This is a genomic window from Aquimarina sp. (assembly GCF_977115655.1).
Genome location: NZ_CDSBKO010000045.1, coordinates 20,381 through 35,554, shown reverse-complemented (window position 1 = coordinate 35,554; position 15,174 = coordinate 20,381). Strand labels below are relative to the sequence as shown.

The window sequence follows — 15,174 nt, the reverse complement described above, 5'->3', positions numbered from 1 at the left end:
TAAAGCGCAGATAAAAAAACACACTAGTATGGATACTTTTGATATAAAAACCTTTGATAAGCATAAAGATCATTTAAGCAGATACAATTATATAAGAAAAGATAGTACGGTTGTTGAACAAAGAACTTGGCAATTTGGGTATGAAGAAGTAATAATGCCAAAAAATAATCTAATACATATTTTTAATAAATATAATGAGGATGGAAAACTTATGCTGACAGGAGATTTTTTTCCGAATGACTTTGAAAAAGGGATTTGGAAAGAATACGACGAACAAGGTAACTTAATAAAAGAAACCAACTATGATACCCCGTATAAATTTACTTGGGAAGAGGTATTAGAATGGATTAAAGAAAGAAATATAAATATGGAGTCTGATTATTTTGAGATTTATAGAAATGCAGGAGAAGAAGAAGGGGAAAAACCTATATGGGCTATAACTTGGGAGAAAGAGGATAAAAGCAGTTTGAGAGTAGCAATTTTAGATGGATCCACAGGAAAAGTGCAAAAAGAAATTGACCAAGAGTATCCATTAGATGAATAGTCATAAAAGGTTATACAATGAAATTAAAGATCGCAATACTACTTATATTATCCGTTATAAACTGTAAAGCACAGGGTTTTCCTAAAAAAGAACCTATGGATACATTTGGCATAGAAATATTTGAAAATAATAAGCATTTAGAGTTAAAGCAATATGATTTTTATAATGATAAAGGTGATTTTGTACACCAATCAGAATCAAGAGATTATTATTCAGAAAAAATTCAAAAAAACAACAGTAAATATTCCATTAGCAAAGTTTTTTATAAATCAGGAAGGTTGAAAGGAAAAGGATTACTATATAATAACTTTTTTGTTGGTGAGTGGGTTAGTTACAATGAAAAAGGTAAAATAACTGAAATCAAAAACTACGATCAACTCTTCTCTTTTTCTTTAGAAGATGTTTTGAATTATTCTCATGTTGCATTTGTAGTTGGTAAAAACTCGAAAAAGAAAAAATACATATATCTGGGAGGAAACCAAGGAAGTGGCTATCAGGAACTCAAAAAATCCAATATGGTAGTGTGAAAATTGGAGATGAATTTATGATTATGAAGCCTAAAAAATATACAGTTTCTGAAGAAGAAAAAATATTAAAAGAATACTCTATTGATGAAGATGGTTCTTATAAATCAACAAGATAAATTATGTGTAAAAAAATCAGTATTATAGTCTTAATATTAACAACAACTCTTTTTTCTTGTAAAAGTAAGAATGAAGATAAAAGTGTTAAGCAGATAACAATTAAAGATTACAACAAAAACCTTAAAAAAGATTGTAGTAAGCAAATTGATATCGAAAAAATAAAGATCTTTTTTGATGAAATCAAAAAAACTTGTATTCAGGATTCTACCAAAATTTCTACGTTTTTAACTAACAATATAGATAAACACTATTATAAAAACTTTTGTTCCTTGCTCACAGAAGCTTTAAAAGAAATAGAAGGCGAAGAAGAATATACTATAACTGAAGATTCGGGAGATTGCAAAGGATTTATTAACATTAATTCTGTTAATTTTTATGATGATGGAGAAGAAAAACATCGAAATGAGTATTCTACATTCCTTTATTTAATTTTCACAAACGACAATAAAATTCTTATTGATAAAATAGAAGGAGCAGGTTGAATGTATATAAATAACTAAATGGTATGAAATCAAAATTATTGTATTACCTAATTTTATTGGTTTTTTTTATAAACTGTAAAACAGAAGTAAATAAAAAAACTATGGATAATATTAATAGAACGATCAGCAACGTTCATGTTTAATGGAGCACAGACCACCAGATATTATGTGCAATCCTTATGTGAAGAATTAGATTAAAATTATGACACATACACAAACATTTATCATCAAACTTTCATTGCTATTTAGTCTTACCATTCTTGCTTGTAAAGAAAATAAAAAGGACAATAGCAGTTCTATTATTTTTGCTAATGATACAGTAAAAAAAGGGTTTCAGAAAATAGACATTGTTAATCCAAACTTAAGTTTTACAGGTATTTTAAATTCTAAAGAAGTGGTGCTAAATCTAAATATTAGAGAGGATGATAGTGTTTTTGCCTCTCTTTATAATTATAAAGATGAAGACCTTTATAAAACTTTAATTTATTTAAAGGGAATTAAGAATAAAAATGAGTTTGTTCTGAAAAAAAATGATTCAGTATTATTTAAAGGAATTGTAGATGATTCAGTTCTTATAGGTAAGTTGACTATCAAAAATAAGGATAACCTATTAAATCTTAACCTTAACAAAAACTATTCTAATGGAAATTTTCTCATTACTAATGGTGAAAAGAAAAAAAAGATATCATTGGTTGGATTAACAGATAAAGAATCGTGCCAAGGGGAACTAATGGAAATTGCTGGTTTTGAAAAAGATAACTTTAAATACTATCTTTTTTATTTTATATACCCTTCTACGGGACTTTATAAATTAAGAGGTAGCTGTGGAGGTGGTCAGGAATCATTGATTGCTTTAATAAAAGTTAACAATGATGTAAAGAAAACTAAAATTGATATAATTGACCTATCTTCTTGTTATAATGGAACTAAATCTTTAATCAATGAAGATGATTTTAACGGAAAAGATTTAAAAAATATATGGAATCAGAAAAAGAAACTAAAAGTAAAAAGGATGAATCTTAGAAAAGACTCATCCGAAATTATAATTATTGATCCTGAAAAAGAAAAAATAGTTAACATTAATATGTCTTGAAAAAATAGTTAGAGCCAAGCGTGTTGCGAATGAGGATAGGAGTAAAAAAATAATGGGCATAGTTTAATATAATGAGGATAAGGATAAAAATGATCATAAATCATAAATCTCTAGAAACCCTAATGATTGGGGAGATAATCATGAATCTTATGAAGAAACAATAATTGAGCTATATGGGCCTAATAGAGATATGACACATGCTTCTATAAGATATAATAAACTAAAAAATAAATTATAATGTTTAAGTGTTTTTATATAATCATCATTCTGGCAAATATATTTTCTTGTAAGGAAAAGAAAACAGATATAAATTCTATAAAAAAATCGGAGTTAAAAGACAATACGTTTAATAGAGGTTTAATATCTAATGATTCCATTATTTACAGTACATCTAAAACATGCAAAGATGTAGAGTACAAAATTGAGCTTAATCACACAGATAAGACAGTAATAATTGATGGAAATAATAATCAATATAATATTTCTGCATCTAAATTAATTGAGGAGATTTCCGATAAAGAAATGGTAAATGATTTTCAGATAAACTGTGAGTGTATTCCTAATGGATTAAAACTCAATTATACATTGGATTTGTTTTTGTATAAAAATAAATCCAAACTGCACTATATACACTTTAAAAATAAAGATGTCTTTATAACTAAAGCTTTCAATTTATATAGTGATCGTAATGAAGAAACCATTTTTGGTCATGAGTTTAAAGAAAAACCATTGTATTCTTATGATGCGATTGATAAGATTGAAAACGAATTTATTAAATTAATTAGCTTTCAAAATTTTCAAAATGAAGATTATGAGCAAAATATAGATGATTATTTTAATAATGTAAAGAATCTGTATAATAATAAATATTATAAAAAATTAATATTAAAAGCGGACACGTTAGTTTTGAGTTCTTGTTTAAAAAATGTTCCTTTTAGTAAAAATTTGACAAAGTACAACGATATAGCATATTATTTAGAGCAATCGGGTGCATACAAAGAAGCTATATTTTTATTAAAAAAAATTACGAAAGAGTTTCCAGACCGTACAGTTGCGTATATAAATTTGGGTGATGCATATTGGGGGTTAGGAGATAAAGAAAAAGCTAAAAAAGCATATAAGACCTATGTCGAGCAAATGAAAAAATCGGGTAAAGAAACCAAAATACCTAAAACCATTTTAGATAGAATATAATGATAAGACTTGTTTGTTTTTTGTTTTTTTCTTTGAGCTTATTCTCTTGTAAAGAAGGGAATTATATAAACCAAAAAAAAATTTCAATTAAACAAGAAGTTTCTGGTTCTTTAGGTAAAGAAAAGAATTCTGAAGTATTAAATGTTTCTAAAAACGACCAACATAACTATAATGGTATTTATGAGTTGACAGGAAGAAACAATTGTGAGTTAACTATTCAGATTACTAATTTGAAATATGAATTTAAGACAAACAAAAAAAATATTTCAGGAAATATAAGAATAGTGAAAAATGAGGGCGCATCATATATTTATTTTGATAATTTATATGGAGATGATCCAAAAGAGATTATTTATGCTAAATATGAGAAAGAGTCTTTAATTATTCAAAATTATGGAAACAATATGAATCCATATCTTAGATTATCCGAATGTGAAGATAAATATCTCCTTTTAAAAAAGATATAGGTTATTGTATTTTAATTAATGAAAAAATAATGGGCATAGTTTAAAAATAGCAGATTAATAAATAATGAAATTAAAGATCACAATAGTACTTATACTATCCGTTATAAACTGTAAAGCACAGGATTTTCCTAAAAAAGAACTGATGGCAGTTTTTGATATAAAAACCTTTAATGAGCATAAAGAAAATAACAGGATAACATGTTCTTTCAACAATAAAAACAAAACTGTTCTGTATGTACGTCGCGTTTCTAACAACAAAGATGGATATACAGAAATAACAGAAGGGTAATATGGGGTATATAGCAAAATTAAAAGTCTTTGGCAGGGAGTGGGAAGTACAAAACGCAGAGGTAGTGTACCACCGCTTTATGAACCCAAAAACAGGGCGCGCAGGAGAACAGCCAATGGGGGGCTTTATATACCTTACCCTGTTATCCGGGTACGGCGATGAGGTGCTGGTATGGTGGATGCTCCATAGTGAAGAAGGAGAGCTCTGTAAATTGACTGGGGGGGAACTATCCTTTTATAAAGACTCTTTTGATACCCCGGTACAGTTTGCCTATAGTTTTAACGATGCCGCATTAGTGCAATATAAAGAAGCGTTTTCTAATCAGGGAGAAACACCAATGACAATAGATTTAGTAATATCCCCAGCGATACAACAATTTAGAGGGCAAACCTATATAAAACACTGGCAAGAGAATTGGGTAAAACCAATAGAACAACTACCATACCAAGCAAAAGAAGAGAGTGTTGAGCCAGAAATTGTACAGGTAGATTGGGTAGATGAAGATAAAAAGAGCATAACAGAGATTCTGTACACAAAAAAAGCAAGTATACAAGCTCAGTTAAAAAACACTAAGGGAGGGGACGTAAAAGTTACCATCACTAAAAAAGATGGCTCAGAATTCGAGAAAAACAAAAAAGAATTCATCTTTTCTAAAACCGCAACCGATGGATTGGTAGAGTTTCCTGTTTTTGAGATAAAAGAAGTATGGCTGGATTTTAAAAATAAAGATATAGACGAACTTATTGCCAGGGTAGAGTATAATGAGGTACACAAAAAAAGTAATTATTTAGAGATTATACCACCGCCAGAAGTCGTAGTGGATTTTAGACCAAACAAAGACTATGATGGGGAGTATGGGTTTGATTATATGCGGGATAAATCAGAAAAAAAAGACCTGTTGACCTACAAGGATATTTTGGGGGCCAATAAAAAGGTAAGCGGCTCTAATGTCTTTACCAAATACGCAACAGATACTAAGTATACCGATTTAAAAGATAACCAATACACTACCATTACCCTACCGTGGTATAAAGATAAAAAAGGAAAAGAGATAGAATATCTGCAAAGTTGGCTGGCGATCTATCCCGGGCAAAAAGTAACCCTAAGCCTGCAATTAGAAACGATAGCCAACCCAAAAAAACAAGATTTAACCCTAGAGTACGATACCAACCTGTTTAAAATCAATACCGATACCATCCCTGCACAATCCAAGGGCAAAAAACGGTTAAAAGATCATGTAGAGATCGAATGTTTAAAAGAGTTTGCCACCGATCAAACCATTAAGGTAATGTACCAAAAAAGACAACTGGGGCAGTTAATGGTATTAAAAAATGATAAAGCCAATCGGTATAAAGCAGATGTGGTGTTTGTGAAGATTAAAACAGATCTAAGTGGAAAGGGAAAGTGGAAAGAAGGAAAAATTGTAGGTGAAAAAGCTCTTTTAGAAAGATATTTAAAACAAGGTTTAATAACTCCAAAAGTTGTAGAAGAAACTATGGATCTAACAGCAGATATAACTTTTAACACCAAATTTGCAGGTAAAAAGAAAGGGTATATAGATAATAAAACAGGCATACATGCGTATCTCAATAAAAAAGTAGATGCCAAATACAAAGATTATTTAAAGGTATATTTTATCCCAGATAAGTGTCCGACTTTTGATAAAAACGGTATAGAATCAGGAAAAGTTAATGGGCAAGCGATGGCAATATCCTCTGATACCGTAGTAGTATTTGGTGGGCATGATAAAGCTACTGTATCTCATGAAGCCCTGCATGCATTAGGGCTGTACCATACCTTTTCATCCCATAAAAAGAATGCCTATAGTTATAAAAAGGGAGCGACATACAATATTATGGACTATTCCCATTGGCAAAAATATGGTAGCAAAAAACGAATACTCACTTGGCTATGGCAATGGAAAAAACTGTGGAGCAATGCACTAGTCTTTAAAGAATGAAAAAAAAAATGAAAATCAAGATATTAATAATCTTAATGCTTACAATTGGAAGTTGTAAAGCACAGACAAATAATAATAATCTAATGCAAAAGAAAATAGAAGTTTTTGATATTAAAGGTTACTATGAAAGATCAAAAGAACCTGAATATGAAGGGTATTATAAAGAAGATAACACTTATGTTAGACAATTTGGGGATAGTTTATCTGGTTTTGTAGAGTATGAAACTTCTCCATCTCTTGAGGAGGTGTTTCAAATTTACAGAAGATTTTATCCAAATGGAAGTTTAATGTTAAAAGGACTTAATTTCCCTAATGATTTTGAAAAAGGAATATGGAAAGAATACGATGAGCAAGGCAATTTAATAAAAGAAACAGATTATGACAAGGGGTTTGACTATACCTGGGAAGATTTATTAAAATTACTAAAAAAACGCGAGGTAGATATAAAGGATACAGATAATACCACCATTAGAAAAGAAGATGGAAACTGGCGATTTTCTTATGTAAAGGGTATTTATATTCATGATGTGATTATCCATGGCAAAACAGGAAAAGTAATACAAGATGCTAAAAATGTTTTTCAGGAAGGCTCTTAAAGTGGATCGTAAAAACCAGAAAAGAGGATATTTATTAAATGACTAAAAAACAACTTAGAACAAGCTATACGATGCAAGTAGTAATAAAATTGGCAACCTTTTTAATACTAAGCATGTTTTTTTACATACAAAGCTGTAAAGCACAGGGCTTTCCTAAAAAAGAACCTATGGATACTTTTGATATAAAAACCTTTAATGAACATAAAAATCATTTGCTTGAATATGAGTTTTTTTTAAAAGACAGCACCTTTGCTCATCAAAGAAAAAGACAATTTGAATATATTGAAACCATTCAGCCAAAAGGTGCATATTTTAGGACAATTAATAGATATTACGAGAATGGTAATTTAAAATCTACTGTAGAGGATTTTCCTAATGACTTTTTAGCGGGCATAATGAAAGAATACGACGAACAAGGTAACTTAATAAAAGAAACCAACTATGATGCTCCGTATAAATTTACTTGGGAAGAGGTATTAGAATGGATAAAAGAAAGAAATATAAATATGGAGTCTGATTATCTAATTATTGCACGTGGTTCTGATGAAAGTGGTACAAGTTGGGATATTACATGGGAGAAAGAAAACAAGAGCAGTTTAAGAAGAGCATTTATTGATGGTGTTACAGGAAAAATAATAAAAGAAATTGACCAAGAGTATCCATTAGATGAATAGTCATAAAAGGTTATACAATGAAATTAAAGATCGCAATACTACTTATACTATCCGTTATAAACTGTAAAGCACAGGGTTTTACTAAAAAAGAACCTATGGATACTTTTGATATAGAAAAATTTGATAAAAATAAGAACCATCGTAAAGAATATGCTGACACCTTATATAATGGAACAATTATAAAACAGAGAGAGAGAAAGAGAGAGTATATTGAGACCATTAAGTATAAGGATAAACACATTGAAGATTTTAATTCTTATCACAAAAATGGTAAGCTAAAGATACAAGGTTATTTCTTGGAAAATGATTTTTATAAAGGAATCTGGAAAGAATACGACGAGCAAGGCAATCTAATAAAAGAAACCGATTATGATAAAGGATTTGATTATACCTGGGAAGATTTATTAAAATTACTAAAAAAACGTGAGGTAGATATTAAAGATACAGGTAATACAACTATTCGAAAAGATGAAGGAGAGTGGTGGGTCTATTATGTGGAAGGGCTTTATATTTATAATATTCGTATTGATGGGAAAACAGGAAAAATACTTCTTGATGACAAGGATCTTTTTGAAGAAGGTTCTTAAAGTGGATTATAAAAACCAGAAAAGATGAAATTAAAGATCATATAATAGTACTTATACTATCCATTTTGAAAATTGGGTAAAGAAACCAAAATACCTAAAACCATTTTAGGCAGAGTTAAATAAAATAATAGAACAACAATAGCAAATTAGATAGCACAGTTGAAAAACATAAAAATATAAGCAGATGAAAAATAGCAACCATTATGCAGTTAATTGGACAGACGGAGTAAAACTAACCAAAGATCATTTTGTAGAAAGTTATTTTAACTCGGTAGATACCATTAGAGATAGCGTGCAAACCAGAATCCATACCTATGATTATGGCTTGTTGCAAGCAGAACAAGGAATGTTGTCTGCCTTAGAAATAGAAACCCAAACCCATACCGAAGAGCGATTGGTACTGGCACTGCAAAGTTGTAATGCAATTACCGCAGGAGGATGCAAAATAAAATTCTCTACAGATATGTATGGGGGCGAAGCTCCTGTGGCAAAGATAGAATCCAAAGATATAGATACCAATAGCAACTTAGAGTTTTATATTATGGTAACTATCAATCCTTTTGAGCTAATCCCGGTAGGAGAACCAGATCCGGAGGTAATCCCTTTGCATCACCCAAATGTGTTACCAAAAGTGAGTCTTAAAATAGTGCCCAAAAGCCAATTTAACAGTAGCTTTTTGGATACCTATTTTTTATTGGCAGGTAAAGTGTATTGGCGCAACGGTAACTTTATCATCGATAAAGAATATACCCCGCCCGTATCCCGAATCTTGTATCACAAACCACTGCACGAATTTTATAAAAAAATTGCACAAGTATTAATAAGATTACGAAACTACTCGGTGATTATCAATAAAAAAAACAAGGAAAAACAACAAAGCAATACACTGGTTCGTAATACCTTTTTGCTAAGTGATAAGGTAATGGATTTTGTGGCCCAACATACTTTTGAGTTTAACCAAACAGGAGAAGAACAACCCCCGGTGTATATCGCACAAAAAATATCCATTTTGGCAAACTACCTGTCTAACGAACTGGCCATTATGGACGAAACCGAAAAAGAAAAACTATTACAATATTACTACGAGTGGATAGATATAAAACCATCGGTTTTTGAGTCTACATTAGGAGATGTAATCGATATGAACTATAACCACCAGGATATCAACACCACCATGGATAAGGTAGATTACTTTGTGGCAGTTATGGATAAATTATGGCGAAGGTTAAGTGATCTGGAGTATATAGGACAACGAAAAGATAATATCGTGATTAGCGAAGAAAGTATAAGTATAAAATCCACGCCCAAAAACAAATCCTGGTCTATAATAGATTAGCAGTATAATGCTAACCTCGTTGTATGTAAAATGAATTTAGGTAACTATTTAATATTTATAAACTCGTGAAACCTTTAAATTATAAAAAAAGAAGAGCTTCTCAACTACAATTTTTGTTGGTTTTTTTGATAACACTAACAGTCCTGTTTTGTAGTAGCTTGTTTGCAATCCATACCGGAAAAAAAGGAATAGATGTCTTAGAAAAAAAGCATGCAGAGTACAATAAAATTTTTGAAAAACAAGCATCTATAACCTTCAAGCTGGATGAGATTACCAAATATCTGTACAGATTAAAAAACAAAAAAAGAACTCTGGGAGAGCACAAACAGTTTCAAGGTTTAATATCTAATATGAGAACAGATATCGAAAACGAAATTGCAAACACAGAATCTGTTGTAGAAGGATATAAATTTCAATTATACAACGAACTATTAGGGCAGGTAAAAGCAATTCAAACCATAGTAGATGACTATGAAAACGAATCCGAAGAATACCTCTATAATAAAGAGTTGTTAGAAAAGTGCAGAGAAAAATACAGGGCCGAAGGGGTAAAGTCAAAAAAATAACAACAGACTTTGTAGTAAAGAACAGGTAATTAAAATATCCAAAAACATGAAAACAGATAATTTAAGCGAATCCTTCTGGAGAAGAATAAAATTTATACTACTATTTACGTTGGCAATTGTCATACTATATATTATTCAAACAAAATATATAGTAAAAATACCCGTGGTAGATAATGGGGAGTTGCTGGAAGCAATCAATAACTATGAAACTATTATAAAAAAGCAAAATGAATATACCGAAAAAGTAAAAAATATTCATGAAGAAGTAAAAGCAATGGAATTCGATATCCATCAAGTGCAAAAAAAGGACGAAATAAATAAAAAAATATTTGGTATTCGATCGGTGTACAAAGAAAATAAAATGAATTCAAAGTACTTTTTTGGGATCCAGTCGGCTAATATATTACAGATTTATTTTGATACAAGAGAAGAACATAGTTCTATGCTAAAAAACAAAAAAATCATTTTGGATAACCTTAATGAATGTAAAGCAAATATTTAAAACCGATGAGATTTAATAAAAAAGTCATATTAATAGTACTTGCCATTGCTATTATCGCAGCATTAATCATAGCGATATGGATGCCCTATAAGACTACGATAAGCAATATGGATTTTTCGATATACGACTCTAATGAAAATTATCATTATGAAGTAAACGAAAAACTAAATTTTTCAGTAAACGATAGTTTAGATTATAAAAACCGTGATATGATATGGTATATGGGTAATGGCGATACCATAATGCGCGCTCATGATGTTAACTATACGTATGACAAAAAAGGAAAATACATGGTTACCCTGGAGGTAGATGCCAAATATAAAATATCCAAATATATAGAGGTAATCTCGTTGCCTAAGAAAAAAGCAAAAGACTCTATTGCCAGAATCTATGGGGTAGATGTGGGGTATGTAGGCGAGGAGTTGGTCTTTTCATCTTATGGGCCCGGTATAGATTCCTGGTTTTGGGAGTTTGGAGAAACAGGTACTGTAGATGCCTACGAGGGGCAAGTCGTATATGTATATAAAAACCCGGGGATATATAGCGTAAAGCTAAAAACAAACACCTCTAAATACCCCGTTAGCCATCAAATACAGATTTTACCATTATTCGAGCCTATCGAAGAATCTGGTAATTTAGATTCCTTATCCTTGGCACAAGAGGATATAAAAATAAGGTTGCAGACCATCGCAGATGCTTCTGTTAACAATAAAAAAGATTATTACAAAAGTTTAAAACATATCGAAAACAGGTATACTTGTAACGATGCCGATGAGGTAATCGTAGTAATCAATGGTGCAAAATATAATGACCTGTACAGCTATTGTCAGGGATTACACCATTTAGAAGGAAAAGGGGAGAAAACGGTACTTATTAATGAAGTGGTGATCGACACCTTTAATTGCTTAAAAAAAATACAAGTAACACAAAGTATAATTAACCAATGATCCAATATTCGCAACACAATAAAAAACAAAAACTTAAAACAGGTACAGTACTTTTTTTAGGTACGTTTTTAAGTCTTTTATCGGTATTGGAAACACCGCTTTTAGCACAGGTTAAGAAATATACCAAAATCGAAAAAACAAAAAGAAACACCTATAATCTGGAAGAAACCACAAAAACACGAAAAAGACAGAAAAAAGATAAAAGTGTATACAAAGTATATTCAGACAGATCCAAAAATTTGGTGTATTTAGATCCTTACGCACAAAAAAAAGGAGAGGATCAGGATATGCTAACCCCCTTTTATGTGCTGGATCAAGAAAATGATTATTTAGAAGTAGCAACAGCAGACCCTGAGGTACTAGGAAAGCCTAAAGGATTATTTTCCTTTTTATTTAGCGGAAAAAGAACTTTTAAAGATGCCAAAAAAGCAAAATATGTAGGGTGGGTTCATAAAGATAATGTCATACATTATGCACACCCAAAATTAAGCGAGTATAATTACAAACCTATGCGGTATGCAGTAGGGGTGCAGGATCTTAACACCTTATATACTATCGAAAAATATGTTAAAGAAGACTCGGTATACGTATTCAAAGACCCGTTGTTTAAAGAAAAAAGCGATAAAAAACTAATGCTGGATCAGTTTGTGTTTTTATATAAATACAACCCCAATAAAAAAGCCGCATTAGTTTCTAATCTGGCACACCTTAAACCAGAGGATTCTGTTTCCAGAACCATAGGTTGGATACCGGGATCCCTGTTAAAACAAATCGGGCAGCAACAGGTATATGCTATAGATCAAGTAGATTCATTAGCCTTTTTTGAAAAAACAAAAGGAGCGTATACGTATATAGATGCCAATGAAATAGGAGGAGGATTTATCTATGACCTTTCAAAACATAAAGAAAAAATAATACAAACTGAAGATTCTACAACCGTAGCAGTACCAATAAGCGTTTGGAATCACTATGACAATAAATTGATAAATGTAGATGGAGAAGATGTATTGATCAGAAAATTAAAAGATATAAAAGCAGACAATAAAATTGTAAACTTTCATTTTATTTTTGATTGTGGAGAAGAGCTTAAGAAAAAGCAGCTTCTGCTCATGAGTTCCTTGCAGAGGATATGGGTACTACTATCTACCGAAGAAAAATATAAAGGATATGAGTTTAGTTTTAGTGCCAGTTCTTATGGTTGCGGAAAATTTTATGCCTTACCAAAAACCAAATCTTTTTCCTTATGGGTAGACTATCTTCAAAATATATTTTTGGACACAAAAAATTATGTTGCCAATGAGATCAATACCAAAGGTATAGAACAATGTTTTGAATATGCAATAGCAGGTATGCCAGAGCAAAGTTTTACCAATAATATTATAATGGTAGCTGGCGAAGAACGGTTTTTCACCCCACCAAATATCAAAGATATTACCCAAAAACTAGGACAAACATCCTCCAGGATAATTTTTTACCAGTTAGAAAATAAAGCAGACGATCAGCATCAGGATTATCTTTTACAAGCAAAAGATATTTTAGGTCGTGTTAGCACAAATCATTCTGGTTTTATAAGAGCGTTTATAGTAGAAAACGACCTTATCAAAAACGAAAATATATTCACAAGCATACCAGCAGTAGATAATATCTATGTATACGATGCTCCCGATAACAGCACCTATCAGGGAGGGGTTGTTTTTCCTAAAATAAATAAAACATTATTTGCTACATCCTTTGATAAAGCATTGGATTCGGTATTAAGTAAAACTATACGGTTTAATGCCACATTTACGGGATCTTTAGAATATCATGCAAAAAAACTGGGGTTTTTAAGAAGCAAATCGGGAGAAAAAATAAAAGAAATGATTTTAAGGGATACCACCTACTCTAACAGTTTAGGGATGTTACCAAGAAATTATATGTATGAAAAATATTACAAAAATAAAAAATATAGCCCACAAGATAATCCCGATGCAGTTACCGGGTATTTGCTAAGTAAAGAAGAATTAGAAATAGCAATAGACAGTTATAAATCGTTAGTGCCACTGTTTTCTAAAGAAGTAAAAAGAAAAGAACGACGACGATTGTATCGTATGTACAGAAAAAATAGTAGAAATATTAATAAAGATTTGTTTAGAAGAACCTTAAGAAGAAAAGACTATCTGGCAGATTTAATTTTTACAAAAACAGGAATTCCTGTAAAAAACGATTTTTTACTCAAAACCAAGATCAAACATATAAAACGAAAACGAAGAACATCACATGCAGCTTTTACCAAAATAGTAAAAGAACTAAGAGAAAAGATAGAAGTATTAGAAGAAATACTATCCAAAAAGAATACAAAAATGTATACAGACGGTAGTAAAAAGCAATATTATTTTATTTCAGAACATCATATTCTTTAAAAAAATGAGTACATCTACAGATTTACCTATACATGACGTTATCTTAAAAATAATGTATAATGCAGACAGAGAAAAACCAATAGGGTTAACTGCGGGAGACGTTTTATGGAAAATTGATAACCCCGAAATTACAGAACGATATGTAAGAGAGGTATTAGATTGGTTGGTTAGAGAAAAAAGAGCACAAGTATATCTCGATAAATATAGCCTGGACAGGTATGAGTTTTTGGATCAAAAAGCTAAATACCAGGAAGAAGAGGAAGAAGACGGGGTGGAAGCAGGAAAAGAAACCTACTACATAAAACCATCTAAGAAAAAGATCAAAAATATAAGAAGCAAAATACTCTTTTTTGTTGGGCTAATACCATTATGTGTTGTAACCTATTTATATACCAAGATGGATAGGGATTATGAGATATCCACAAAACTAATAACCCCCAATACTATTGTAGATACACAAACGCCTGCAAAAAAGTTATTTTTACCTAATAATAAAGAAGAAAATATACAAAAAAAAATAGAAGACATATCCTATTTGTTTTCCAGGCAGAATAGTAATAATACCGATGTACAACAAGAAATAGCCAGATTATATAAGATTACCGATAGCTTACAAAAACAGCAACAATCCAGGTTAAATATAATACAGCAACAACTGGATAAAAATATAAACGAAAACATTACGTATACAAATGATATTTTACATAAAATAATACTTTGTAATATCATCTTTTTGTTGATTATCACCTTTACTTTTTTTAAAAGTAAAATTTGAATATTTTAAAGCAGAAATATTTTTTTTATAAAAACTATTTCTGTATATTTGAAGTAACAAATGACAATTTAGAATCTTCTTCTTTCTTGTAAAATAAACTGTCGTACTTGTCTGGT

Annotated in this window: 17 protein-coding genes; all 17 read left to right on the top strand. The window is 30.6% G+C overall.

What is annotated here, in order from left to right:
* Positions 1 to 28: 28 nt before the first annotated feature.
* Complete coding sequence (locus tag ACZIYX_RS17145) at positions 29 to 544, top strand: hypothetical protein (RefSeq protein ID WP_462683477.1); 516 nt, start codon at positions 29 to 31, stop codon at positions 542 to 544.
* 17 nt (positions 545 to 561) lie between these two features.
* A complete protein-coding gene (locus ACZIYX_RS17140) occupies positions 562 to 1,071 on the top strand; it encodes a hypothetical protein (protein WP_462683476.1) in 510 nt (169 codons plus the stop codon).
* Positions 1,072 to 1,190: 119 nt separating this feature from the next.
* A complete protein-coding gene (locus ACZIYX_RS17135; RefSeq protein ID WP_462683475.1) occupies positions 1,191 to 1,670 on the top strand; it encodes a hypothetical protein in 480 nt (159 codons plus the stop codon).
* Between the two features lie 202 nt (positions 1,671 to 1,872).
* Positions 1,873 to 2,763, top strand: coding sequence for a hypothetical protein (locus ACZIYX_RS17130; RefSeq protein ID WP_462683474.1), 891 nt, complete (start codon positions 1,873 to 1,875; stop codon positions 2,761 to 2,763).
* 237 nt (positions 2,764 to 3,000) lie between these two features.
* Entirely contained in the window at positions 3,001 to 3,957 is a 957-nt protein-coding gene (locus ACZIYX_RS17125; RefSeq protein ID WP_462683473.1) for a tetratricopeptide repeat protein, read from the top strand.
* Complete coding sequence (locus ACZIYX_RS17120; protein ID WP_462683472.1) at positions 3,957 to 4,424, top strand: hypothetical protein; 468 nt, start codon at positions 3,957 to 3,959, stop codon at positions 4,422 to 4,424. The genes ACZIYX_RS17125 and ACZIYX_RS17120 overlap by 1 nt, the downstream gene beginning before the upstream one ends.
* Before the next feature lie 64 nt (positions 4,425 to 4,488).
* Positions 4,489 to 4,713 carry a hypothetical protein gene (locus ACZIYX_RS17115; protein WP_462683471.1) on the top strand — a complete coding sequence of 75 codons (225 nt, stop codon included), beginning with the start codon at positions 4,489 to 4,491 and terminating at the stop codon, positions 4,711 to 4,713.
* A 1-nt stretch (position 4,714) separates the two neighbouring features.
* Positions 4,715 to 6,673 (top strand): type VI secretion system tube protein TssD, encoded by a 1,959-nt coding sequence (gene tssD / locus ACZIYX_RS17110; protein WP_462683470.1) that lies wholly within the window; start codon positions 4,715 to 4,717, stop codon positions 6,671 to 6,673.
* An 8-nt stretch (positions 6,674 to 6,681) separates the two neighbouring features.
* Positions 6,682 to 7,269 carry a toxin-antitoxin system YwqK family antitoxin gene (locus ACZIYX_RS17105; protein ID WP_462683469.1) on the top strand — a complete coding sequence of 196 codons (588 nt, stop codon included), beginning with the start codon at positions 6,682 to 6,684 and terminating at the stop codon, positions 7,267 to 7,269.
* Between the two features lie 38 nt (positions 7,270 to 7,307).
* Entirely contained in the window at positions 7,308 to 7,943 is a 636-nt protein-coding gene (locus ACZIYX_RS17100) for a hypothetical protein (protein WP_462683468.1), read from the top strand.
* 17 nt (positions 7,944 to 7,960) lie between these two features.
* A complete protein-coding gene (locus ACZIYX_RS17095; protein WP_462683467.1) occupies positions 7,961 to 8,530 on the top strand; it encodes a hypothetical protein in 570 nt (189 codons plus the stop codon).
* A gap of 184 nt (positions 8,531 to 8,714) precedes the next feature.
* Positions 8,715 to 9,866, top strand: a complete 1,152-nt coding sequence (locus tag ACZIYX_RS17090; RefSeq protein ID WP_462683466.1) for a hypothetical protein — start codon at positions 8,715 to 8,717, stop codon at positions 9,864 to 9,866.
* Between the two features lie 65 nt (positions 9,867 to 9,931).
* Positions 9,932 to 10,432 (top strand): hypothetical protein, encoded by a 501-nt coding sequence (locus tag ACZIYX_RS17085; protein ID WP_462683465.1) that lies wholly within the window; start codon positions 9,932 to 9,934, stop codon positions 10,430 to 10,432.
* Between the two features lie 46 nt (positions 10,433 to 10,478).
* Entirely contained in the window at positions 10,479 to 10,934 is a 456-nt protein-coding gene (gene tssO, locus ACZIYX_RS17080; protein ID WP_462683464.1) for a type VI secretion system TssO, read from the top strand.
* Positions 10,935 to 10,939: 5 nt separating this feature from the next.
* A complete protein-coding gene (locus tag ACZIYX_RS17075; RefSeq protein WP_462683463.1) occupies positions 10,940 to 11,881 on the top strand; it encodes a PKD domain-containing protein in 942 nt (313 codons plus the stop codon).
* Positions 11,878 to 14,283, top strand: a complete 2,406-nt coding sequence (gene tssR, locus ACZIYX_RS17070) for a type VI secretion system protein TssR domain-containing protein (RefSeq protein WP_462683462.1) — start codon at positions 11,878 to 11,880, stop codon at positions 14,281 to 14,283. Before ACZIYX_RS17075 ends, tssR begins: the two co-directional genes overlap by 4 nt.
* 4 nt (positions 14,284 to 14,287) lie before the next feature.
* Entirely contained in the window at positions 14,288 to 15,058 is a 771-nt protein-coding gene (locus tag ACZIYX_RS17065) for a DUF5457 domain-containing protein (protein WP_462683461.1), read from the top strand.
* Positions 15,059 to 15,174: the final 116 nt, after the last annotated feature.